The organism is Mucilaginibacter sp. (assembly GCF_965200995.1).
In the GTDB taxonomy this organism is placed as follows: domain Bacteria; phylum Bacteroidota; class Bacteroidia; order Sphingobacteriales; family Sphingobacteriaceae; genus Mucilaginibacter.
Map to the genome: position 1 here is coordinate 1,759,164 of NZ_OZ241743.1, position 22,707 is coordinate 1,781,870.

Below are 22,707 nucleotides of genomic sequence, written 5' to 3' on the forward strand. Positions count from 1 at the left end.
AGCTCATTATCAATAAAATGATAGATGTGTTAAACAAAAGGGCAAAGCGAAAAGCGAGCTATATCAACTTCGCTTTTTCGCTTCAACTATTTGGAAAAGCTGTGATTTTGTGGGAACTGCGGCTGACCTGCCGCTGGGTTCATCAGGGTTTCCGGGGAAATATCGCCTTATGGTTTCAAACTTAATTTCCTTATTGCCGTGCCTGAAATTCTTACAGATCATCTTAGTCCAGACGGTTTGTGTTTGTGAAAATACAAGTTCCTTACCATTCATTTCTAAGCCCTGCATCTTCTTGGCAAGGTCAACCACGGTCAAAAGATAGCCCTCCTGAATATTAATAAAGTCTTCGGTTTCCAACTTTCTCGCGGCTTTAAGTTCTTCTTTCAGCTCGGCATTTTGCTCTTTCAAGCTTCTGATTTCACCCTCTTTATCTGCAATGATTTCATCTTTAGTTCGGCCTGTGTTCCATTGATCAATGGTTTTAAGATAGGCTAAGAAATTTTTTAAATGCTGCTTATTTCTGAACTCCATTGCGTGCCTGGAAGTGTAGCGGTTTTTCACTTTCAGTTCGGCGGTGGCATCGTCAATTATTTCCCAAACGTGAGTAAAGAACTCTTTTTCGTCCGCATCAGGATAAAGCTTTAGAAAATAATCGAGATGGTATTGATAAAAGGCAGGAAACTCTGCTTCCTGCTTATCATATAACCGGTACAAAAAATGATTGTCTTCGTTGTCTTTTGGCCAAAACAAAGGGCGGCCTATATCGTTGGTGTCTTTGGAAAAATCAGTCCAATGACGATGTTTAAAATACTTTGCTCTCATACTAACCACAAATTAATTCGTATCACTTAGTTGTAAAACAGATGTTAGCTATTTGTGTGTTACAATTAAACTATCTACGTGGTTTTAAGTATTTGTTTTTCCACCGTCTCCATAAATAATAAGGTAAGAATTTATGCAAAATACTACTTCTTGTTTTTGCTATTTAGTTTTAGAGTCTGTTTAATTAATGAAGTTGCCGCTTTTATTTGGTTATCCTGAGCGGTTGTCTTGTGTTCTTTGGTAGGTTTTTTTTCGACAGAGCCAAGAATGACCTCAGTTTCTGTTTCATAAAAATAGACTCTTAATGGCGTTGGATCAAATATCCTTAATTCACAAACACGGATTTCCTTCTCTTTTTCTGAAGTGACATCTTTTACTATATCATTATCAGCGAAAAACTTAGATGCCCCTTTTCGTTTTATCGCTTTATCTACCCTATCAATTACGCTGGTCTGTGCTTTGGAGTCAAGTTTTTCGAAACCATTTTTGAATTTAGGACTGTAGAAGTTTTCTCCGACCATATTAATAAGTCGGTCAAAATTTCCGAGTTTTTCTCTTAATGATTGTTGAATTATTTCTTCAATAGCTTCCGTGTTTGCCTTAACTCCAAAAAGATTATTGAGATTGGTTTCACTTCCGTCATTTCCTGAAATTATTAACGGATGCACTTTCAAATCGTCGCTGAGACCTAAAGTAAAAGCAAATCCGGAATTGTCAGCTACAACTTTTAGGTAATAGGCCTCCTCGTCTTTGCCATTAACCGTAAGCTTATATTCATTAAGTACCATCCCGTCTACATCTATTTCAGTAAAATGCTCCTTGACGGGAAACTTGGTAAAGTAACTATAAGCGCCTATTTTCATTGCCCTTTCTAACGACTCGATGCACTGCGCAAGAGAAAGTCTTTCGGGAGCTAAAAATAATTCATGAGCACTATTCTCTGTTACAATTCCATCAACTTCATCTCCAAATTTCTTTTTTAAAACGTCGTATTCACGGTACGTATCAGAAAACGCAGTGATGATAAGTTCATCACTTTTATCAGTTGGTACACAGGGATTAAAATAAAAAAGATTCATTAGAGAAGTTCAGAGGAATTTATTTCGAACTGATCAAAAAAGTTTGTGGGCCATTCATCAAGTCTACCGGCATCGTCCATAATCGGAGATGTCACGTCTGTTAACTGGTCTGCGTCCAGTTCGAACCAGTGGAACTGAACGTTATCCCCAAAATCTCCAAACTGTTTTGCTGCAATACGTATACCGTCAAAAATATGGTCGCTGTGAGTTTCAATCAAAACCTGGGTTCCTGACTTCACACACAAAGCTATAAGTTTGGCAATTTCTGTCTGCCCTTTTGGATGCAAATGAGCTTCGGGATTTTCTATTATGACAATGCTGCGGGGCGTTAATGTTCCGACAAGCAATGCCGTTATAACAGGGAGAATATAGCTTAGTCCAAATCCCACATTTGTTGAACGATGTTCATTAAATATGGTGTATGAGCTATCGCTTACTTCTACCAGTTCATAATTGAATTTTGTATTCGGGGAAATTCTGTTTAGCCATGCGCTGAGGACAAAAATAAACTGATCGCTCTCAGCCTCCTTCAAAAAAAGGTTTTCGTTTAGATGATCATATTCATAATGCTTTATACATTGCAGAACGTTCTCACCATTAGGCCCGATCTTGTAGATCATATTTGAATCATTATAGATCTCAATGCCCACCCTCGGCCCAAACCTGTCCGCTGATACATATATGATCTCGGGAAATTCACCTTTAAAACCCTCACTTGTAATCTTATAATCCATATCGGTTTTTTCTACTGGGATTTCAATCGCAAAAAAGTTGTCTTCGATTTCTACTGAAAGACCGATATCATCTGCCGAATTTGGATTTTTTAGTTCTTTTGCGGTACCATGCCCAGTGAGGAGAACACTTTTTTCATTTTTTGCAGCTTTTTCAAGCATCAGCAAAGCCTGTATTACGGTGCTTTTACCACTGCTGTTCAGGCCAGTCAACACGGTGAGGGGGCTGAAATTTATGTCCCTGTCTAAAAAAGATTTGAATCCCTTTAGTTGAATGGATTTTATCATATTAAATATTTTTGAACGAGATTATTGAGTGTGGAATGCCTTTCAACCACTGACGCCTGCTTTAATGCATTTCTCGAAACGATCTGTTTAAAACTGTCTTTAGAAAGAAAATTACTGTTGTAGTCGTCTAAAAATGCTTTTTTATTGTCTTTCAGAATCTGAAAGTCCTCACCTGACAATTTCGAAAAGATCGCGCCCCAAGTTTCGAAGAGTGCTTTGTTGATTGGTGTCTTCCTTTGACCATGATAACTTGTTCTGAAGTTATGTTCTCCGAATATAAGTTGGGTCCGGTTCATAGCAGAAAGAAACATGGCTTCAATCATTTTCACGGATTCAATTAGAATATCAGACCGCTGAATTCTGTCATTAAACAACTTTCTTGTGATGGTGAGCGAAAAATCGGGCATAGCATTTATTATTCGCATTGTGTCACTTAGAAATGTATCGACATCGCCGCTTCTCGGATATTTATTGTAATCTCTGATAATAAATGCGATACATCGAAGAATAAATTCGCGGTCTACCATTCTATTGGCTTTGAGTTTATTATCGGTCGCATTCTGAAATGCTTGCTTGGTCGAAAGCCTTTTAAGCAAATCTGTAGAATGCCCGACATAGAGTGCATGCCGGATCTCCTGGTCAGTTAGTGGAACGCCTCCTGTGTTAATACGCTTAAAGATGTTCCTTTTGACATCTTCGGGTGTACCTGGATTTATTATAGTAAACGAAAACTCAGTTTCCATAATTCTGTTCTGAATATGGACGGGCAGATCTTTGAACTGAAGGTTATTAAAACTGGCCCCCCAAAATTCCAAATTTCTAAGTTTTATCCCATAACCACTTGTTGCTTCGTCACGTGTTTCAAGATAGTTTTTACCGAGCACAAAATCCCGTATTGTGCTGAGCCTCTGAAGCCCGTCAACAACATTAAAATTACCTTCGACATCAATAGAAACGTAAAACATCGGAAGTGGAATTTTAAGCATAAGACTTTCGATAAGCCTGCATTTTTTTTCGTCAGTCCAAACCTCATTTCGTTGAAAATCCGGGTTGAGATTTATAGTCCCTTGCTTTATCCTTCTCAAGATTGTATCCATCGATATAGTTTTGGTGTCAATTGAGATTTTCATCGGATCAAAAGGCACGAACTCATCGTTGTTTGGGCTAATCTCGTCTTCTTCGTCTACTGCCTCGTCACTATAATCTGAAAAAAGTTGAAAATAATAAATAACGTCTCGATCGGAAGATTCAAGTTTACTGATATTCAAATATGATATGACAGGAAGAGAAATTTCTCTTATCAATTTATATCCGGGATCAGAAGAATTGACGTAGACACGGGGACCTACTATCTGATTTTGATCTTTTACCTTAAAAAATAAAGGCGAATTTAATTCGTTGATCTGCGCCTTTCGTTCGTCCCAGAATTCAAGAAGCTGATCTTTATGCCTGTAATCTTGGGTGGGATATAAATATTCGGTTCTGGCCTCATCGAGGTAGACATTAAGATCATTTTTCAATAAAAAGCATCTTATTTCAAAGCCCCGTTGACCGAAAAAGCCCAGAAGCTCATCATTGTCGTAACCCACATACAATTTTGCTTCTCCATTCCCGTCTCCGATCTTATTCGGACCGAGAACGAATGAATCTGCAATTGTGATTTTCGACCTGGTATCCTGAACTGAATAAAGTTTATTATTTATTAAGATGCTTTTCATTTTTTTGTGTGGCCGATGTGCTTTACAGTTGAGTTATTATCAATATAATAGCCAAAGCGCTGAAGCCAATCAAATTTAAAAATATTGTTTGACTATTTTTTTAAATAAAAACCATGTTAGTGAGCTAATAATGATACAACTGGGCTATCTCCGGATCAGAAAATGGTTTTCTTTTAATATAATTTTCAAAAATGATGTGTGGGTTTATATGAAAATTAAGAATCGGTTTTTTTATACCTGAATTATCTAACGACACCGACCCGATATTTTCTATCGGACTCTTTTCAGCGTCAGTACCAGGGTACATTAAAATATTTATAAACGTAGTTTCAAATTTTAGCCAGGGAGCAGAAGAGCTTGGACGGTTTAATACAAGTTCGTAGAAATACTGCTTTACGATATCGCTTACTCCCGGATTATTTTCAGCTTTTATATTTATTGTGTTAAATCTGAAAAGATAGTATTTCGCGTCAATAATTAACACTAAGGAATTGGTTTCATCCTTGATCCAGCGAATCACATCGGGCGCTAAAGTATGCTTTTCTGTAATGAGTCCTGTTTCGGCATCGCGCCATATAGGTTTTGAAATATGTTCTGAATACTTTTTGTATTCATTTTTAAAGTTGTAAGATATAGCATCTTCCCATATATGTTCAAATTTATTTTTTCCGTAAAGGCTATAATCATTGTTGACGCTGCTCGATCCCATTTTAATAAGTTCAGTAAGCGCTTTTAGCAATGAAATATTCCTGTCGTTAAAAGTTATCCGTAACTCATTGTTGAGTAAAGCTATTAGATAATCGGCCTCACCAACTTCATCTAATAAAACCGCCTCATATCCTTCTACAAAAATATCAACATCAAGAAGGTCTGCATACCTTTCCGAAGAATATTGAACGGCCCAAAGATGGATCTTGCTGATAATTGTGTTTGAAACTTTTTCGTAAGCTTCAGAATAAATATCGAAATAATATGGGTATTTGGATATAACGGGAGTCGACCGGTCTACAGTGTAGTCCCATAACACTTCATTACTTTCCTCTGTGGTGATATATTTATTCCGGTAACTCCATATCCCATTTCTCAAATAATCATTTAGTATAAAATCGGCCAATGCTATCTCATTTGTCTCTGAGATAGTCGAAGAGCCATAAAATCCATGCTGACTGTTTGCATTCGAGATGTTAAGTTCATATTGCTTAAGTATCTGAACAAGTTTCCTTGATTCTCTACTGTACGCTTCTGAATTATTTAAAAGTCCATGTAAATATTTGGGCAGTACACATATTACACCGTTGGCATTCGAGGCAACACCAACATAACTGAAATTTACCACGTTTTTATTCGTGTACATAAAGCCTGACTGAAGAAAAACATCAAAAAGATTTCCGAGCCTGATCTTCAAAAAATCAATCTCATAATCCTCCACTTGTTCTATCAGATATAAAATGCCGTTTTCCCCAATGAACATATCTTATATTAATTCGATTTCATTGAGTGACTGTTGTAATTCCGGTGTTAAAATGCCCGAATCATCGTTATAATGTTCTGTTATCTCACTGAATGTATCATAAACGAAAAATTGTCTATGATTGTGCCGCAGAACATCTTCACGGAGATAAAGAAGCAGTTTGTTTTTAATGGATTGACTGTCTGTAAGTTCATTTGCACTCATAAAGAACGGACCAATAAGTCTGTCCTCGGGTATTTTTTTACTTATAAGAAAGCTATTAACAGCTTTTCTGAAGAGGTTCCAGTTGTATTTTTTAGTTCCGAAAAATATCTCAGCATCTGCAAGGGCTGCTTCATTTTCATTTAAAGGGATATATTCAAAACTCCAACGCCTTTTAAATGCGGCGTCCATTTGGAATACACCCTGGTCTGCACTGTTCATAGTAGCCCAGATATAAAGGTTATCCGGGAGAAAAACTCCATTGCTATATCAACATCTGTTCCTATAAGTTGGTCTTGAAGATAAAGCATTGCTTCATTGGACAAAGTTACAGTATAAGAACTTTTCCCATCTGTTCTGTCAAGTAGTTGAAATATCTCACCGAATACCGAGGCAGCGTTTGCCCGGTTTATTTCTTCAATCATCAGTAAGAATGGTTCAGGGGCTTTTAAAGATTGTAAAAGGGCTTGAAGAAATGGCCCTGGTGTAAATACATAATCGATAACAGGTTCACTTCGGATCGCGGAATTTTCATGTGTTGAACTTTTGCTATCAAAATAAAGGCTTTTATCTGCCGAAGAACCTACATTTTGCTTATAATAAGTAGAAGGTTTATAACTTCCAACAAATTTCGCATATGAGTAATCGGGATAAAATGTCACGCGTAATCGGTTATTACCGAATAAACGGGAATCGGCTTCGATTTTATAGCTTTTGCCTGTGCCTGGTGCACCATAAACGATCCGATTAAAATCAAAACTATCCAAATCACCGGGTTCTGATTCGGCGATTTCCACTCTTGCCCTCAGGTCGCTTTTAAGAAAAATCTTGAATATAAATTCGTCAGATTTTACTCCGTCATCTTCTATTTCGACTTTGGTAATATCAGGCAGCACGTATTCCCGGAAATACTTATAAAAAATATTATCTCTCGCGTTGTTTTCGATGTATAGACGACTGGTATCTTCAAAAAGACCTGCGTCAAAATAAAAATCCTTTAGCCCCCTGATGGTTTTTACCGCAGCTTCCCAATAAGCTCTGTCAGCATCATTATATTGATGGAAAATATTATAGGTATATTCAAATTCAACGCTGAAGAGATACTCTAAAAAATTTTGACGATCAAAACGATACTTGTTTCCAGACTGGAAGGAGTTGAAAAATTTATCTATCCTTGCTTTCTCATTCTTTGAAGCAATATACAGTTTACCTTCACCTGAACTGGTTGTTCCTTTGAATTTTACAGGTCTTCTAACAAAACTTTCGGCAATACGATCAATTTTAATAACCATGCTATGCGATATAATTTAAGCACGGCAATTTACCAAATGCAAACTGTAATAAAAAAAGAGTTATATAGAATGCAAATTAACGGCGACTCTGATTTATATAGCTTGTAATATCTATCTGTCTTAGTAGGGCAATAAGAACATCTACTACTATGCTGTTTCCGGCCTGCCGGTACATTTGGGTATCACTTACTTCTATCTTGAAATCATCGGGAAATCCCATAAGGCGCAGACATTCTCTTGGTGTAAGTTTCCTGATACGTCCCTTGTTATGAGTAACATAATTATCTACCCCTGCGCGATGCATTTTGTGCATTGTCTGCAAAAGTGGTCTCGCTATTTGCAGATCAGTTTTGGTGCTTGTCCGGAAATTTTTTGTTCCTCCTGCGAGAACATAGTCTCGTACCTTGTCAGAAAGATAATATTTCTCCTCAACCTCATTCACATTAAAAACAAATTCGTCATAATTTATTTCTTCGGTTAGGGGCTCAAACACAAAATCTCCATGCCAGTTAAACTGTTGGTTCGCCTTTTGGCAGAGCGCAATATTGCCGTTTATCTGCGTGTAACGTTTGTTTCGGTTTTTAGAGCTGGTAACAAATTTTACCCCTTTTTCTTTCAGATAGTACTTTGAATCGATAAAGTCCTCCAAAAAATCTTGCATAGTATGCTCCAGTCTTATCTTAGCCGGAAATTCAAAATTCACATTTGTATCCTTGAATCCAACCACAAAAATCCGTTCTCTGTGCTGTGGGATACCAAAATCCTTACTATTTAGAATCTTAGGGTGAATCTTATAACCCAGATCGTGGAAAACATCCTGCACTACCTGCCAAGTCCTGCCGCCATCATGATTAACCAAACCCTTAACATTTTCAAAAATAAATACCTGCGGCTCTGTCTGCGAAACAATCCTGGCAAAATCATAGAATAAGGTCCCCCGGATATCTTCAAGCCCAAGACGTTTGCCCACCATCGAGAACGCCTGACAGGGACTTCCGCCAACTAAAAGGTCAATTTTGCCCTTATATTTTTCAGCATTGAACTTGGTTACATCATTATGCCAGTCTTCTTCATTCAAAGGATAATTTGACAAATAGCTCTTTTTAACATGAGGGTCAATGTCTCCCGCAAAAATTATTTTATGATTGAGTTTTAATCTTTTAAAAGCTGTTTCTATTGCTCCGATACCACTGAACAGTGTTCCTATTTTTACAGTAGCCGCAGGATTTGAGAATACTCTGTTAATCCATTCTTCTTCCTTAATTACTTCTGAAACTATCGGCTGATTTACATCAGGTTGCTCTAAAAGCATTACATCATTTGAAGCCATACGGGATATTTCGTTTGAACAAATATAAAATAAAGATTATAAAAACCAGATTCTTTAGCATTTATTTTAGTTGTCACTAATATTTCTGGCAAATAAAATTAGCAAAAATTAAAAGGTTGCTATTTTATTTAGTCTTCCTTTAACTCTTTTAATAGGTTTTTGAGTGTATCATCTATAACGTTTTTTTTCAATGCACATTCCCATATGATGATTGTCTTCCAATTGGCTTCAGTAAGCGATTTTTCAGCTTTCGCATCGTTATTTTTATTGACGCTGATTTTGTTGACCCAAAATTCAGTCCTTGTTTTGGGAACAACATAATAACGACAGCCGAGATGGCCATGCCAAAAACATCCATTTACAAATATGACTGTTTTTAACTTGGGGAATACGAGATCTGGAGTACCAGGCAGGCGTTTATCATGCAGTCTATAACGTAGCCCTTTTGAGAAAAGGAATTTCCTGATAATAAGCTCCGGGCTGGTATTTTTTCCCCGGATTCTTGACATATTAAAACTTCTGACTTCTTTGCTGTGGACATCCGCCATAAAGCTTAAAACAATGAAAAGTAAGAAAGTTTTACTTATCTGATAAGTCTATTGTTGACGGTAGAGGTATAAATTTATCCATTCCAGTTTCTTTTAAAAAAATCTCCTGCATAAGGTTATAAATATCAACATTTTCATTATCACAAACTTCGAAACATTCTTTCATCATTTTGTTTCTGATATCCGCATCATCAGCAGTAAACGTATCTTCACCCGTGTCGATATTTACATATTGAGAAAAATCATCATCAGGATGAGCATTTACACCTTCTTTTATAAGTTGTTTCATGAACAACTCTACATCATTTAAATTATTTATTTTAAAAAGCATAAAATAGAGTTAAAGTTTAATAATACGATTCTCACCGACCTGCCTTAACAGGATTTCCAATCCTTCTTCTTTTGACATCACCGACCCGAATTCTTTAATTGAAAGTTCGTCGCCGTAAATGCCGTTATGGTCATTCCACGTTAGCCATTTAATAATATCTTGGCGGCTCATATCATCCACCAAAGTAAGAAGTTTTTCTTCGCTTATTTCTGTCAAGTCGTAGAATGAGTAACCTGAATTTTTCCAAAATTCCATGATCATTTTAGTTAATGTGATAAATACATTTTATTATTCAAAACAATCTATAAACCGTAAAACTTGTTTTCGATTGAATCCGCTTGTTGAAGTTTAGCTTTTAATATATCCATATCTTGGCTAATTTTCAAATCAACAATCTTAGCATAATGCTGTGTTTGCTTAAGAGATTTATGTCCTAACATCTTTGAAACCGTTTCTATGGGGACACCGTTACTTAATGTTACTGTTGTGGCGAAAGTGTGTCGTGCTATATGAAATGTTAGATTTTTATTAATACGGCATGCGTCTGCTATTTCTTTAAGATAGGAGTTCATCTTTTGATTCGTTAAAACAGGTAATACCAGTCCTTTATTGACGCATTTAGGATCGTCTTCATATTTCGCCGCAATTTTCAGGGCGGCTGGTAATAAAGGTAGCCTCGTTGGCGATTCTGTTTTCTGACGAGTGGTTACTATCCACTTACCGCCATCTATACCTGTAACGACATCGGAGCGTCTTAACTGATAAACATCTACATATGCCAAACCAGTGTAACAACTGAAAAGAAAAATATCACGAACATGATTTAATCTGTCAGTTTCGAATTCTTTAACTGCAATGTCATTTAGTTCTTCCTTTGTAAGCGCAATACGGATCACTTCTTTTCTGTTTGTCTTAAATCCTGCGAAAGGGTCTTTGAGCAACCATCCTTTTTTAATACACTCTAACACGATTTTTTTAAAGTTTCCAAGGTATTTCATCGTCGCATTGTGGCCGCACTTTCTAACGCTTTTCAACCAAAATGCGAACTGTGAGACAAATTCATAGTCCAGGTCTTTGACATCAACGTCATCCACTTGATATTTCCATTTTATAAAGGATGCTGTGTGGTCGTGTGCAGTTTTGTAACGCATTAATGTAGAAGGTGCGAACTCTTGACCAACCAAAGTTTTCATCTGTTCATTGTGGTGCTTGAACGCTGCAAGGATCATTCGCTTTTCTTCACCTTGACCAGTTAAAACATTTTTGAGGTTTTCTGCAGTCAAAAGCTTATCTGCATCCATTAACATTTTCTTGGCTTGGTACACTTTACCGCACATCACATCCAAATAACTGTTAAGTGCTTTTGCATCTTCTTTTAAGCCGGTCGCACGTCCTGCCGAAGCATTCCAGCGCAAATTATCCCATTGCCTTTTAGTGGCCACATCTTTTGATATGCCATCAACCGTTAAACGCAGGTATATGTACCTGGCATTTCCTTTTTCATTTTTGGGTTTCTTCAAAAAGAAGAACAACCCGAAGCTTTTTTCTAACATAACGAACATTAAAGGGTTAAACAAATGTCGAAATGCAGCGTCGTTAAATCAAGATGTTTAATCTTTGAACATCTTGACAATCAATTTATTATATCGATTTCAGCACGTCTTTTTTCCAATTTTAAAGACGTCATGAATGACGCGCTTAAGTATTGAATAATTCGGTTCGCTTTGGAGGGGCTTAAAACCCAAAAAGCCTCTAAATCATATGATTTAAAGGCTTTTGAACATTTTTAAAATGCTTTTGGCGGAATGGACGGGACTCGAACCCGCGACCCCATGCGTGACAGGCATGTATTCTAACCAGCTGAACTACCACTCCTTCCTTTCGGTGTGCAAATATATAAAGGTCTTTTAACTCAGCAAAAGTTTTTTCAAAAAAGTTAGGCTACTGTACCTTCCTTCAGCTTTTCTGCATTTTCGGCAAATTGTAAGGACTCCATAATCTCCTGTAAATCACCATTCATTACGTTGGGTAAGTTATATAACGTTAGGCCGATGCGGTGCTCAGTTACCCGGCCCTGCGGATAATTGTAGGTACGCACCTTGGCCGAACGGTCGCCGGTGGACACCATGGTTTTGCGTTTTTTGGAGGTTTCTTCCAGGTGCTTCTGCAATTCTACCTCATAAATGCGCGAACGCAACACCCCCAAAGCCTTATCGTAATTCTTTAATTGTGACTTCTGATCCTGGCACTGGGCCACTATACCGGTAGGGATGTGGGTTAAGCGCACGGCAGAATAGGTTGTATTTACTGACTGCCCGCCCGGTCCGGAGGCGCAAAACAGATCCTTGCGGATATCGCTCACCTTCAAATCAATATCAAACTCATCCGCCTCCGGCAATACTACTACCGAGGCGGCCGAGGTATGCACCCGGCCGGCAGTTTCAGTATCAGGTACACGCTGCACGCGGTGCACGCCCGATTCATATTTCAGCGTACCGTAGGCATCTTCGGCGTTTACATTGAATACAATTTCCTTGTAGCCGCCCGAGGTGCCTTCGGTGTAATCTACCAGTTCGGTTTTCCAGCCTACGCGCTCGCAGTAGCGCATGTACATACGGTACAAGTCGCCGGCAAAAAGGGCGGCCTCGTCGCCGCCGGTACCGCCGCGAATTTCGATAATGGCCGGGCGGGCATCTTCCGGATCTTTCGGAATCAGCATCAGGCGTATTTCCTCTTCTTTTTCTTCCTGCTGCCCCAGTAATTCGTCCAGTTCCATTTTGGCCATCTCCCTGAATTCATCATCCTTTTCCGTAGCCAGTATTTCCTTGTTCGAGTCAATATTACTCATGATATTCTTGTAGATGTTGTACTGCTCCACTACGGCAGTCAAATCCTTATATTCCTTGCTCAGTTGGGCAAAGCGCTTCATGTCGGCCATGGCATCCGGGCTGCTCAGTTCGGTTTCAACGGTTTTCCAGCGGTCTCTGATCAGTTCTAATTTCTCTAACATGGGTTGTGTATATTTTAGATGGGTAAAGCAAGTGCAGTAGTCAATAAGTTACGGCAGCCCTGCTTTACACTGCAAGCTTTTTACCCAACGCTGCAACAGCCGGCCCGCTAAAATGCTTTCCGCTGCAATCAGGTTTAGTATACGCAGTGCAGTAATAATCAGGCAAAAATACAAAAAAGGCATGGCATTTTACAGGAAGCATAAAAGCCGCCGGTAAGCCGACAGTCAAAATATTCAGGCGGTGGCTGGCGGTTCAAAATAACACAGCTGTACATCGGTACCATCAAATACGGCATAGCTGTTGTGAACCACCCATTCGCCCAAGTTAATGTAGCGGCTTTTGGGGTTGAGCTGTACCTCCATCGGGATATGGCGATGGCCAAACATCAGGTAATCAAGCGCTTGCTTTTGCAGAACCTCGTTGCAGTAGCTCACCAGCCATTCCTGCTCTACGGCTTTGCGCTTCTCCTGGGCTTCGTTCACCAGGCGGCTATGGCCCGACCAGTAACCCGCTACGCCCATCGTTAAATTAGGGTGGATACGCGATAGCAGCCACTGGCAGGTTTTACTGCGGAATACCTTTTTGAGCAGCTTATAAGACGTATCGCCCGGCCCGAGGCCGTCGCCGTGGTGGAGGTAGAAGGTTTTGCCGGAGCGTTCGATAATCAGCTCATTGCTAATGATTTGCGCACCCAGCTGCTGTTCAAGGTAATCGCCCATCCACATATCGTGGTTGCCGCGGAAGAAGTATAGCTTTACCCCGCTGTCGGCCAGTTCGGCCAGCTTGCCCAGGAAACGGATATAGCCTTTAGGTACCACCGTTTTATACTCGTACCAGAAATCGAACACATCGCCCATTAAAAACAGTTCGGCGGCATCGGCCTTAATGGTATCGAGCCAGCGCACAAGGCGGGCTTCGCGATGGCGGCTGGCGGTTTCGCTGGGGGCGCCCAGGTGAAAATCGGAGGCAAAATAGATACGGGTACGCTCGGGCATGGGGCTACGAAAATACGGATTTTTTTAAGTGCAGGTGTGCGGATATGCAAATGCGCAGCTGATATATCGGGCCGTTATAGTGCTATTAGAAGGCGATAAAATTCCATAAACCGCCATAAAAGGCGAATAAAGGCGAATAAATAACGGCGCAGTTATCCGCCCGTGTGCCGAAGGCCGCCTGCGGCAGGTGTTCACGTTCACGGTGGTGTGAACGCGCGTGAACACCCGTGAACACTGACACAGGTGTGTCACCGCTTTTATCCGCCGGGTTACTTACCTTGCCTGCCTTACAACACTTCGCCGCCGCCAGACCAGGCCGGGCCGGCATCACACCTCATTTATCCTCATTATGGCCAAGTATACCACTATTTCCATCCCCCTGAGCCGTCCGCCAGGGGTTGAGCAACTGCGGCAGGACATCCGCGATACCAACGACCGCATCCGCAAGGCGGAGGGCGAACTGAACTGGCACCGCGCTGATTCGGCCGCCAAGCTGCTGCACATACAAACCGGCCAGCAATGGATAGAGGGCCAGCGCCAGGTGCCCGCCCCGCGCCAGCTGTTCGGCCCGTTTTGGGCGGAGGGCGAGCTGTGCCTGCTGTTTGCCGATACCAATATGGGCAAAACCCTGCTGGCCGTGCAGCTGGGCAACGCCATTAGCTGGGGGCAGCCCGTGGGCGGCCCCTTTGGCATGGGCGTACACGATGCCGCCGTGCTGTACCTCGATTTTGAGCTTTCGGCCAAGCAGTTTGAGCTGCGCTACCCCGATGCGCACAACCGCAGCCTGTTCAGCAAGCGCTTTTACCGCGCCGAGCTGCGATCTTACCACGATGTGCCGCCCGCCTTTAAGAATATGGACGAATACATGGTTGCCGGCATTAACTACGCGCTGAAGGAAACCGGCGCCCGCGTGCTGATTATTGATAACATTGCCTGCCTGCAGCGCGATACCGGTTATGCCGGCGGCGCCCTGCCGCTGATGCAGTATTTAAACGGCCTGAAGCTGAAGCAAAAGCTGAGCATACTGGTGCTGGCCCATACGCCCAAGCGCCGCCCGCACCAGCCCCTTACCCGTGATGATTTGCATGGCAGCAAGCTGCTGATGAACTTTGCCGACAGCGCCTTTGCCATAGGCGAAAGCCACGCCCTGCCCGGCCACCGCTACCTGAAGCAGATAAAGCAGCGCAGCGGCGCCGAAGTATACGGGGCCGACAACGTATGCGTATGCAAGATTAGCCCCGAAGGCGGGCTGCTGCACTACGAAGTAACCGACGAAGCCCCCGAAAGCGAACACCTGCGCCCCCTTAATGCAGATGCCAGCCAGCTGCACGGGCAGATACTTACCCTGCATACCCAGCACCTGAGCCAACGCCAGATTGCCGCCCGGTTGCAGGTGAGCGTGGGGTTGGTAAATAAGGTGTTAAATAAGTAGGCTGGTTGATGCTGACATACGGGCTTATGTTTGTGTTGATGCAAGTTTGCAACTCGTGTCTTTTAACGATAGCAAATAAGTTTAATTAAATGAGGGCACGCGTTGCAAATTCGCGTTAGCCAAAGGGGTTAATTATAAGCCAATTGCAAAAGCAAATCATCACTCGGGACATCCAGCGCCATATTGCTGCGACGTTACAGGCAGCTACGGGGGTAATAAGTAAAGTATTTAATACTTAATGTTTTGCCTTAAGCCATTAGGCCGTATGGCAGAAACATTAGCAGCAGGCAGGAAAACTTAAACCCATAAATCTGATACGTTTCAAATTTGTTTTCAATTTTACGGGAACCCGTAAGTAGTTGATTTTCCTGATAGTTACCTTGCAATTATCAATTAAAGCTATAAAAAGATGAATGGACGTTCTCCAGGCCATCGTGGTGGTTGTTTTGCTACGGGGCGGTGTGGTAGCTAAGTATACAAACATTTACAACGCCTGCCTTAACAGCATGCTGCTTTTGCTAATGCTAATTGTAACCCGTGCTTTACCAGACATGCTGGTAAAAGCAGGGAGGTAAAGGGCGGTAGCTGCAACTATTTTATAAATAATGTAGTATAAATACTTAACTTCAATTTCCTTATCATGAATACCAAACACTTAGCCGCAGGTGCTTATCTTAAGAAGATCGGCATCCTTTTAACCGCAATAATTTTACTGTTGCCCCCGGGCTGCAAAAAGTACAATTTTATGCCCGGCAATGGTGTGCCAACCACTGCCGGCCAACCCTTCGACTATAATTTGCTGCCGGCTGATATGCAGATACAACCTGCTGAAATTAATCAATGGCTTTCGGCGCACATCCCGCAGGAAGACATGGCCGACCTGCAGCTGAGCCAGGTGCAGCAAAACCTGGCAGACCGGCACCATGTTATCAAAATTCCGCTAAAGGCAAATACCGCCCTTTTTATTACCAAGCAGGAGGGCAGGCTGCAGGCGTACGCCTACAAGTTTGAAGATAAGCAGCCGGGCACACCCGGGTTTACGGGACATATCCTATCCTACTCCTTCCAGAGCGGGCAAATGCGGGCCATGGCTTACCTTAAAGGGCGTAAAGTGAGGGATGCCGAATTTGCCGGTGAGGCGGGCCTGGCAAGCGCACCTGCACAGCCGGGGGGCAAACTGCTGGCTTATGCGCCGCGCTCGAAGCCCCATACCAGTACTGATGATGGCAGCGATGTGCTGGGCGATATCTGGTGCCTGCTTACCGGCGGCACGCCCTACGCCCTGGTAGGCTCTGTGGGCAACGGGTGCGACCGCACCAGCGGCTGGTTCAGTAATTTTGTGCGCTGGGTAGGCGCCCTTTTCAGCGGTGATGGCACAGGTGGCACCGATGGCGGCGAGGTAGGCGGCGGCGGTACCGGCGGAGGTGGGGGCGTGGATGATTCGCAGAGCGGCGTAGGCCAGGGCAGCAATGACCCGCCCAACGGCTACTGGTACGATATTGGCGCCGCTATACCGGGTGCCGGCAGCAGCAACCCGGCCGGCCAGCCCTATGAGGGCGGGCCGATATGGGTATCTAAGTACATCCCCAACCCCGATGGCTGCACCACCACCGATGACCAGGGCAACATTGCCGTAATTATGGGCTGCTCGCCGGGCGAGTGGGTAAGCTACGAGCTGCCGCCGGTGAACAGCGCCCTGGTGCTCATCAGCAACCTGGGCATCACCGACCCGGCCAAGCGCGACTACCTGAACAACCACCCAGAGGTGGCCGATGAACTGTTTGACTATCTGCAGGCTAACGGCAATACTCAGGAGATAAGGGATTTTTTGAGTATGAGTCTAAACTTCTTATACAGCAATCCTTCGGTAGATATTGCAGATTTTAGAAACTTATACTTTAATAACAACTTCACTTTTGATTACAGCAGCAACGACCCCAACAATGCTACGCCTGCTCCTTTATTGGCGCCAAGCAACTTTACACTGGTTTCATTGGGTAACACTTCTAATGGACGAAGAATAGGCAGCACCACCAATAGGGGCAACACCGAGGACATGACCTACGGAACGGGCGCCAGCAGCAGCCAGATTAATCAGATTAAGCAAAGTGAGGTTTCTAAATTAAACAATGATTTGTTTACCGGGATGACAGATTTGATGCACTTTTTTTCAATCGACGATTTAGAAACGGCTACTGACCAGTTTGTACAAAAGTTCCGCAATAGTACTGGTGGTAACTTTGAAAGTTATACAGTGAATAGCAAAGTTTATGACAGTGATGAATTCAAAAACTTTGCAGGCATATTTAATGCAACATTAACCAATAGGTTGCAAGCAGTGAATGGCGACTTATCTAAAGTGAGTGAGATCAAAATAGATAACAGATTTCGTTTGGCATTTAGTAGTCCATACCACAAGATTCATGGTTTACAAATATTAATTAACGATACGGAATATACAGAGATACAAATTGACAATTACAGTTTATTAGTAAGCGGTAAATGGGGGGCAGATGTTACCTTTACTATACATGATCATTTTGGAGTGGATTTACATGATGCAACAACATATCAAAGTTATAAGTCAGGCTTTGCAGACTGGTGGTTGCTGCAACATGACCGCGGCTACCGGCCATTTGAAACCTTAGTTCACATTACCATGCATATTAACGGACAATTATGAAATTTGCAGATATATTTTTAAGCAATAAATTCATACTAACAACTGCCATTATTTTAATGGTAGTTGTTACAGGTTGCCGCAGTAACATGTCTTACAATTCGGCTTTGGGACTCAAATATGAAAAGATATTCAGCCAATATATAAATGCAAGGAATTTAAAGGAAAATAGTGACCCTGGACTTGTAATATTAGAAAAGTTTCATACAGATACGTTAAACCGCAATGAATATGAACCTAACAAGTTTAAAATGGGAGTGCTGGTTGACGGAAAGTTTGTGCCTTTAGTTACTAAAGAAGATGAAATTGGTTATGCTATGCTTTTTTCCAAATTGCGGCACTCTCGGGATACATTGCAGATTACAATTGAGGGAATTTGGCCTGAAGAAAGGACGGAACTAAAAATCTTTAGTAACCAAGCAAGTACATCTTATGAAAAATTACTTGATGAGCGCAAACTTTTTAAACTATCACTCGCAGATTCAGCTGCACATGAATTAAAAGTGCCAGCGCAAACTAAACACTTCACACTAAGTGAAAAGCTGACTGGCAAATCTGATTTTCTGTATGTTGAAACCGAGATGGTAACTCAGCCCTTTTACACAAGTAGCCCCTTCTTCAAGGGGGGGTATTTATTGCAGCGTTACCATGAGAAGTACATCATGAAGATTGACCGACGGGCGCTTAGCCAAGCTAAGTAATTATAAGCACAAAAGATGTTCAACATTGCCGTGATACCGGGCTGCTCGCCGGGCGGGTGGGTAAGCTACGAGCTGCCGCCGGTGAACAGCGCCCTGGTGCTCATCAGCAACCTGGGCATCACTGACCCGGCCAAGCGCGACTATTTGAACAGCCACCCCGAGGTGGCCGATGAACTGTTTGACTATCTGCAGGCTAACGGCAATACTCAGGAGATAAGGGATTTTTTGAATACACAGATAAGTTATTTATCCAGTCAAGGTAATGTGGCAGTGGCCGAAATGAATCCATCAACAGCCCCTACACTGGTCTAAGTTTAGCGTAGCGTAACTTAGACCTCCCTGCAGTTGCAGACTCGCACTTGTTAAAGGGGGTGTTGATGGCTGTTGTATTATAGCCTGAAAATGCAGCTTTGACCCCTATACAAAGCAGGGAGGTCTAAGTTACGCTACGCTAAACTTAGACCAGTGAGGGGGGTGGAAACTTTGAAGAGCAGGAAAAATTTTATTTTAAAATAAGCACTACTATAAGTTGTATAATTAAATATTGTGTTTAACTTTAGAATAATATAAAACTTAATAATGGTTAATTATGAAAAATTTCTTTACTACAGTTGCTGTAGGCATTTCTATGCTATTTTGCATATCCTGCCAAAAGGAAGCTAACAGCATTGTAACAAACGACGCATTAAGTGAATCTATCCTTGATCAATGAGGTCAAGAATCTTTCACAGTACGATTTCACCAACGGCTACAACACTCTTAACAATCGCGAAAAGGTGATTTTTTGGAATAACGTCATTGATGATTATCTCTCTAAGAATAAAATAGCGGATGAGTTAAAAGTACATATCTTGGAACTGAAAAAGTTCGTTACAGTACAAATGTATGAGAGTTTGGGTACACCTAAAGGGGACAGCACAGCGAGAGCATTCTACAAAAGCTGGTACGTTGAGCCTAGCTTGTCAGGTAAATATCAGACACAAGCTCTCTGGCAGGTAGCTACTTTGCAAGAGGTTAAAAGCACACATCCAGCTGGTGGCAACAAAGTTCTTAAAGTAGCTCCAGGAACTGGTTCTTGTAATTGCTATTATACCTTGTCTTGCCTGCCTGATAATCAATGTATTGAGAAAGCAGCCACTTGTACTGCTTCACCAGGTTGTGGCATTATGGGAACTACCAACTGTGATGGCAAGTGTGAATAAGATCTCACGCTTTAGCCTTATAGTAGCTTTTATGATTGCCCTGTTACCTATATTGGTACCAGGGCATTTAAGGATTCATTTTGGATGGCTGGTGAGTTATATCGGTTATGGCCTTGTCTATGTTCTGATAGGTTGCCAGTATTCAATTTTTTCTGTTCGTACCAAGCTGTATACGATCACAATCTTTATAGCATATATTTTATTACCAATCAATACATTTATTAGCGATGCAGATTATTGGTACCCTTACCTTACACCGCTTTACAGTCTCGTAGGAGCCATTGGGTTTACTATAGGCTACCTGTACTATCACACAGTACTGCGCACCTATGCTTATCTAACGATTATAATGTTATTACTTATAGAAAGCGCTATTGGTTTATATATAGATCAGTTGACCCTATCCAGCACTATTAATCAGCAAAAATTTGAAAATGTACTGAATATTAAGCCCAAAATTGATTTTATAACTTTGAATGGTATGAGGCTACCAGAACGGTATTACGAAGGGAAACTCGCATTTATAGATTTTGGCTTTCTGGAATGCACAGCTTGTAATGATAAGCATATAGCGTTTGATAATATGGCCAAACTGTACCCGGACACTAGCCAATATCTATTTTTGTATGTGGTGAATGGCAAGATCAACAAACTGGCGGATGTCAGGGCTAAATTTGCAAAAGGACATTATGCTTTTACTGTATTGTATGATAGTGATGGTAATTTTGAGAGGAAATACTTGGGTGATAACCGCAGTTATCCTATAGAAATCAGGTTGAACAAGGAAGGAAATATCTATGAGACTATTAACGGATATTCGGTTACGTCAGCACAATACGTCAATCAAGCACAAACAGCACTATCTCATCAATTAGAAAATGAATAAACTTTTATTAATTAGTCTAATCTTAGGCGTCTCTGCCTGTCAGCAGCATAAGAAACCCGCAGCTATCAAATTCAAGTCAACGCAGCAAACCTTTAAACTTAAAAGAGGTGAAGGTATGCAGACCAGCTTCGATTTTACCAATCAAGGAGAGGATAGCTTAAGAATTTATGAAGTTAAATCAGATTGTGACTGCACTTTAGCTAATATTTCTAAAAAGGCTTTAGCTCCAGGAGAGAAGGGACAGATCAAGGTTAGTTATAAAAGTGACATTTTGGACAGACCTGGCCAGACTGTCCGTGCTATAATGATTAAAGCTAATACCAAACCTATGTTATCATCCCTTTATTTGGTTGGTGATTTACGATAATTGAACAACTCGCTGGTTTACGTGCACACCATCAATAACAAAAAACCGGCAGTATCCATTGCGGGTACCCATAACAGTGTAAGTCAGCGCAAGCCGTAATTTAAATTTCTTCTGTTACCAGTACAGCACGGGTTATTTCAGTTGCCCCAACCAGGTTGATACCCGTTCCAATGCTACCGGGTTTACCGTTTCTTCGCTCTTACCATATTCATCCACCGCGCCGGTGGTAGCTTGCTGAAACAGGTGATTAAGGCCGGGCAGTGCCACTTCCTGGTGGTTTTTGTTGCCTGCCTTTTGCAGGGCGGCTTTAATACCGGCCAGGTTAGCAGTGCTGTTTACCTGCATGTCCAGGGTACCGTTCAGCGCCAGCACGGGGCATTTTACTTTGGCCAGGTAATCGGCAGGGTTGATGCTTATAAAGTAACGGAACCAGGGTGTATTTACCTGCGTTAGGGTTTGGTTGATCACATCATCCAGCCGGGCATCACCCAGCGAGCCGGCAGGATGGCTGCGATACTCCTGCCTCAGTAGCGTATCCAGTTTCACCTTAAATGCATCGGGCGGCAGGGCGCTGTACTGGTTAACAGCAGCATACAGCTTTTCGTTGGTAGCCACGTTCTGCTTCACCACATCGGCCGAAGCGCCGCTTAGCCGGGTTTGGTCGGCCGTTTGCTGCGCCATCAGCCGGGTAATAGGTATACCGGGGCCGGCCAGCAGTACGATGAATTTTACCTCTTTATTGCGGCTGGCTACCATCGGTGCAATCATGCCGCCCTCGCTATGGCCCATTAGCCCAATGGCTGCGCCTTTCATATCCGGGCGCGCTTTCAGGTAACTAACCGCCGCTTCGGCATCATCAGCAAAATCTGCTGAGGTAGCGGTTTTAAAATTTCCGGTTGATTTACCCACGCCGCGGTCGTCATACCGCAGCACGGCCATACCGTGGCGGGTCAGGTAATCGCTCCATATTAGAAACGGCCGGTGCCCCATCAGTTCCTCGTTACGGTTTTGCGGCCCCGAGCCACTGATCAATACCACTACCTTTGAAAATTTACCATCCTGCGGCAAGGTTAACGTACCGGCAAGCTGATTACCGGCTTTTGCATTGGTAAACGCAACTTCCTCTTGCCGGTACGGAAAATTAACGGGCTCCTGCGGCTTGCGTACAACCGCTTTGGCTGCAGCATCGGGCTGTTTGGTTTTAAACAGATTTAATGGCAAACTCATCACCCCCTGCTTAAACACACCGGTAATTTTAGCACTGTCGGGCTGGTAAGTACCTGTATAAGTAATTTTGAACTGGCTGGCTTCAATGGCAAGCTGGTTACCTGTAAATGTGGTTTTATCGGTAGCTAAACCGCTGGCCCCCTGGTCAGGGCTATCGAGAGTGGTGGTATAGCCCTCGCCGCTTTTGGTAATATGAAATACCAAATGTATAGGGGTGCCTTGCACCAGTAACGCGCCATACCAGGCGCCTTCAGCAGATTGTGCATAGCTGCTAACAGCAGCCAGCAGCAAGACAATCAAAGGAATAAGTTTTTTCATAATGAGCGAAATTAAGTTAAGCTGTTGGTTTGCAAACTAAATGATAGCCGTTAGATGTATAAAACGCCCCGATTGTT

22 protein-coding genes and 1 tRNA gene are annotated in these 22,707 nt (G+C 42.1%); 7 read left to right on the forward strand and 16 right to left on the reverse strand.

What is annotated here, in order from left to right; translation table 11 throughout:
• Positions 1-63: 63 nt before the first annotated feature.
• The 15 genes from ACY652_RS08310 to ACY652_RS08380 form a co-directional block, all read right to left on the reverse strand.
• Positions 64-822 carry a hypothetical protein gene (locus ACY652_RS08310; RefSeq protein ID WP_462267764.1) on the reverse strand — a complete coding sequence of 253 codons (759 nt, stop codon included), beginning with the start codon at positions 820-822 and terminating at the stop codon, positions 64-66.
• Positions 823-965: 143 nt separating this feature from the next.
• Positions 966-1,901: a hypothetical protein gene (locus tag ACY652_RS08315; RefSeq protein ID WP_462267766.1), complete on the reverse strand. Its 936-nt coding sequence runs from the start codon at positions 1,899-1,901 to the stop codon at positions 966-968.
• Positions 1,901-2,920: an AAA family ATPase gene (locus ACY652_RS08320; RefSeq protein WP_462267768.1), complete on the reverse strand. Its 1,020-nt coding sequence runs from the start codon at positions 2,918-2,920 to the stop codon at positions 1,901-1,903. The genes ACY652_RS08315 and ACY652_RS08320 overlap by 1 nt, the downstream gene beginning before the upstream one ends.
• Positions 2,917-4,638, reverse strand: a complete 1,722-nt coding sequence (locus ACY652_RS08325) for a GmrSD restriction endonuclease domain-containing protein (protein ID WP_462267770.1) — start codon at positions 4,636-4,638, stop codon at positions 2,917-2,919. The genes ACY652_RS08320 and ACY652_RS08325 overlap by 4 nt, the downstream gene beginning before the upstream one ends.
• 124 nt (positions 4,639-4,762) lie before the next feature.
• Positions 4,763-6,109, reverse strand: a complete 1,347-nt coding sequence (locus ACY652_RS08330; protein ID WP_462267772.1) for an LlaJI family restriction endonuclease — start codon at positions 6,107-6,109, stop codon at positions 4,763-4,765.
• Positions 6,110-6,112: 3 nt separating this feature from the next.
• Positions 6,113-6,532 (reverse strand): hypothetical protein, encoded by a 420-nt coding sequence (locus ACY652_RS08335; protein WP_462267775.1) that lies wholly within the window; start codon positions 6,530-6,532, stop codon positions 6,113-6,115.
• The gene (locus ACY652_RS08340) at positions 6,529-7,602 is read right to left on the reverse strand and encodes an AAA family ATPase (RefSeq protein WP_462267777.1); all 1,074 of its coding nucleotides are present in this window, start codon (positions 7,600-7,602) and stop codon (positions 6,529-6,531) included. The genes ACY652_RS08335 and ACY652_RS08340 overlap by 4 nt, the downstream gene beginning before the upstream one ends.
• 76 nt (positions 7,603-7,678) lie before the next feature.
• Positions 7,679-8,932: a DNA cytosine methyltransferase gene (locus ACY652_RS08345; RefSeq protein ID WP_462267779.1), complete on the reverse strand. Its 1,254-nt coding sequence runs from the start codon at positions 8,930-8,932 to the stop codon at positions 7,679-7,681.
• Between the two features lie 128 nt (positions 8,933-9,060).
• Complete coding sequence (locus ACY652_RS08350) at positions 9,061-9,480, reverse strand: very short patch repair endonuclease (protein WP_462267781.1); 420 nt, start codon at positions 9,478-9,480, stop codon at positions 9,061-9,063.
• A gap of 31 nt (positions 9,481-9,511) precedes the next feature.
• Positions 9,512-9,811, reverse strand: a complete 300-nt coding sequence (locus ACY652_RS08355; protein ID WP_462267783.1) for a hypothetical protein — start codon at positions 9,809-9,811, stop codon at positions 9,512-9,514.
• Between the two features lie 9 nt (positions 9,812-9,820).
• The gene (locus ACY652_RS08360; RefSeq protein ID WP_462267785.1) at positions 9,821-10,066 is read right to left on the reverse strand and encodes a hypothetical protein; all 246 of its coding nucleotides are present in this window, start codon (positions 10,064-10,066) and stop codon (positions 9,821-9,823) included.
• 47 nt (positions 10,067-10,113) lie between these two features.
• On the reverse strand, positions 10,114-11,364 hold the full coding sequence (locus ACY652_RS08365; protein WP_462267787.1) for a site-specific integrase: 1,251 nt from the start codon (positions 11,362-11,364) through the stop codon (positions 10,114-10,116).
• 245 nt (positions 11,365-11,609) lie between these two features.
• A tRNA-Asp gene (locus ACY652_RS08370) sits at positions 11,610-11,686 on the reverse strand.
• A 61-nt stretch (positions 11,687-11,747) separates the two neighbouring features.
• Positions 11,748-12,821, reverse strand: coding sequence for a peptide chain release factor 1 (gene prfA / locus ACY652_RS08375; protein ID WP_462267789.1), 1,074 nt, complete (start codon positions 12,819-12,821; stop codon positions 11,748-11,750).
• A 234-nt stretch (positions 12,822-13,055) separates the two neighbouring features.
• Positions 13,056-13,817, reverse strand: coding sequence for a UDP-2,3-diacylglucosamine diphosphatase (locus ACY652_RS08380; protein WP_462267791.1), 762 nt, complete (start codon positions 13,815-13,817; stop codon positions 13,056-13,058).
• 349 nt (positions 13,818-14,166) lie between these two features.
• On the opposite strand from ACY652_RS08380, the gene ACY652_RS08385 reads away from it, so the two are divergent.
• From ACY652_RS08385 to ACY652_RS08415, 7 genes are all read left to right on the forward strand, one after another.
• Positions 14,167-15,249: an AAA family ATPase gene (locus ACY652_RS08385; RefSeq protein ID WP_462267793.1), complete on the forward strand. Its 1,083-nt coding sequence runs from the start codon at positions 14,167-14,169 to the stop codon at positions 15,247-15,249.
• A gap of 640 nt (positions 15,250-15,889) precedes the next feature.
• On the forward strand, positions 15,890-17,932 hold the full coding sequence (locus ACY652_RS08390; protein ID WP_462267795.1) for a DUF3289 family protein: 2,043 nt from the start codon (positions 15,890-15,892) through the stop codon (positions 17,930-17,932).
• The gene (locus ACY652_RS08395) at positions 17,929-18,630 is read left to right on the forward strand and encodes a hypothetical protein (RefSeq protein ID WP_462267797.1); all 702 of its coding nucleotides are present in this window, start codon (positions 17,929-17,931) and stop codon (positions 18,628-18,630) included. Before ACY652_RS08390 ends, ACY652_RS08395 begins: the two co-directional genes overlap by 4 nt.
• 15 nt (positions 18,631-18,645) lie before the next feature.
• Positions 18,646-18,942 carry a hypothetical protein gene (locus ACY652_RS08400; protein WP_462267799.1) on the forward strand — a complete coding sequence of 99 codons (297 nt, stop codon included), beginning with the start codon at positions 18,646-18,648 and terminating at the stop codon, positions 18,940-18,942.
• A gap of 389 nt (positions 18,943-19,331) precedes the next feature.
• Positions 19,332-19,832 (forward strand): bacteriocin fulvocin C-related protein, encoded by a 501-nt coding sequence (locus ACY652_RS08405; RefSeq protein WP_462267801.1) that lies wholly within the window; start codon positions 19,332-19,334, stop codon positions 19,830-19,832.
• Positions 19,816-20,718: a hypothetical protein gene (locus tag ACY652_RS08410; RefSeq protein WP_462267803.1), complete on the forward strand. Its 903-nt coding sequence runs from the start codon at positions 19,816-19,818 to the stop codon at positions 20,716-20,718. The genes ACY652_RS08405 and ACY652_RS08410 overlap by 17 nt, the downstream gene beginning before the upstream one ends.
• The gene (locus ACY652_RS08415) at positions 20,711-21,085 is read left to right on the forward strand and encodes a DUF1573 domain-containing protein (RefSeq protein WP_462267805.1); all 375 of its coding nucleotides are present in this window, start codon (positions 20,711-20,713) and stop codon (positions 21,083-21,085) included. The genes ACY652_RS08410 and ACY652_RS08415 overlap by 8 nt, the downstream gene beginning before the upstream one ends.
• 132 nt (positions 21,086-21,217) lie before the next feature.
• Here the strand turns inward: ACY652_RS08415 and ACY652_RS08420 are convergent, their stop codons facing one another.
• Positions 21,218-22,630, reverse strand: coding sequence for an alpha/beta hydrolase family protein (locus tag ACY652_RS08420; protein ID WP_462267807.1), 1,413 nt, complete (start codon positions 22,628-22,630; stop codon positions 21,218-21,220).
• Positions 22,631-22,707: the final 77 nt, after the last annotated feature.

Bases quoted from the DNA above. Each gene is read 5' to 3' on its own strand.
- ACY652_RS08310 (WP_462267764.1), bottom strand. From the start codon at position 822: ATGAGAGCAAAGTATTTTAAACATCGTCATTGGACTGATTTTTCCAAA.
- ACY652_RS08315 (WP_462267766.1), bottom strand. From the start codon at position 1,901: ATGAATCTTTTTTATTTTAATCCCTGTGTACCAACTGATAAAAGTGAT.
- ACY652_RS08320 (WP_462267768.1), bottom strand. From the start codon at position 2,920: ATGATAAAATCCATTCAACTAAAGGGATTCAAATCTTTTTTAGACAGG.
- ACY652_RS08325 (WP_462267770.1), bottom strand. From the start codon at position 4,638: ATGAAAAGCATCTTAATAAATAATAAACTTTATTCAGTTCAGGATACC.
- ACY652_RS08330 (WP_462267772.1), bottom strand. From the start codon at position 6,109: ATGTTCATTGGGGAAAACGGCATTTTATATCTGATAGAACAAGTGGAG.
- ACY652_RS08335 (WP_462267775.1), bottom strand. From the start codon at position 6,532: ATGAACAGTGCAGACCAGGGTGTATTCCAAATGGACGCCGCATTTAAA.
- ACY652_RS08340 (WP_462267777.1), bottom strand. From the start codon at position 7,602: ATGGTTATTAAAATTGATCGTATTGCCGAAAGTTTTGTTAGAAGACCT.
- ACY652_RS08345 (WP_462267779.1), bottom strand. From the start codon at position 8,932: ATGGCTTCAAATGATGTAATGCTTTTAGAGCAACCTGATGTAAATCAG.
- ACY652_RS08350 (WP_462267781.1), bottom strand. From the start codon at position 9,480: ATGGCGGATGTCCACAGCAAAGAAGTCAGAAGTTTTAATATGTCAAGA.
- ACY652_RS08355 (WP_462267783.1), bottom strand. From the start codon at position 9,811: ATGCTTTTTAAAATAAATAATTTAAATGATGTAGAGTTGTTCATGAAA.
- ACY652_RS08360 (WP_462267785.1), bottom strand. From the start codon at position 10,066: ATGGAATTTTGGAAAAATTCAGGTTACTCATTCTACGACTTGACAGAA.
- ACY652_RS08365 (WP_462267787.1), bottom strand. From the start codon at position 11,364: ATGTTAGAAAAAAGCTTCGGGTTGTTCTTCTTTTTGAAGAAACCCAAA.
- prfA (WP_462267789.1), bottom strand. From the start codon at position 12,821: ATGTTAGAGAAATTAGAACTGATCAGAGACCGCTGGAAAACCGTTGAA.
- ACY652_RS08380 (WP_462267791.1), bottom strand. From the start codon at position 13,817: ATGCCCGAGCGTACCCGTATCTATTTTGCCTCCGATTTTCACCTGGGC.
- ACY652_RS08385 (WP_462267793.1), top strand. From the start codon at position 14,167: ATGGCCAAGTATACCACTATTTCCATCCCCCTGAGCCGTCCGCCAGGG.
- ACY652_RS08390 (WP_462267795.1), top strand. From the start codon at position 15,890: ATGAATACCAAACACTTAGCCGCAGGTGCTTATCTTAAGAAGATCGGC.
- ACY652_RS08395 (WP_462267797.1), top strand. From the start codon at position 17,929: ATGAAATTTGCAGATATATTTTTAAGCAATAAATTCATACTAACAACT.
- ACY652_RS08400 (WP_462267799.1), top strand. From the start codon at position 18,646: ATGTTCAACATTGCCGTGATACCGGGCTGCTCGCCGGGCGGGTGGGTA.
- ACY652_RS08410 (WP_462267803.1), top strand. From the start codon at position 19,816: ATGGCAAGTGTGAATAAGATCTCACGCTTTAGCCTTATAGTAGCTTTT.
- ACY652_RS08415 (WP_462267805.1), top strand. From the start codon at position 20,711: ATGAATAAACTTTTATTAATTAGTCTAATCTTAGGCGTCTCTGCCTGT.
- ACY652_RS08420 (WP_462267807.1), bottom strand. From the start codon at position 22,630: ATGAAAAAACTTATTCCTTTGATTGTCTTGCTGCTGGCTGCTGTTAGC.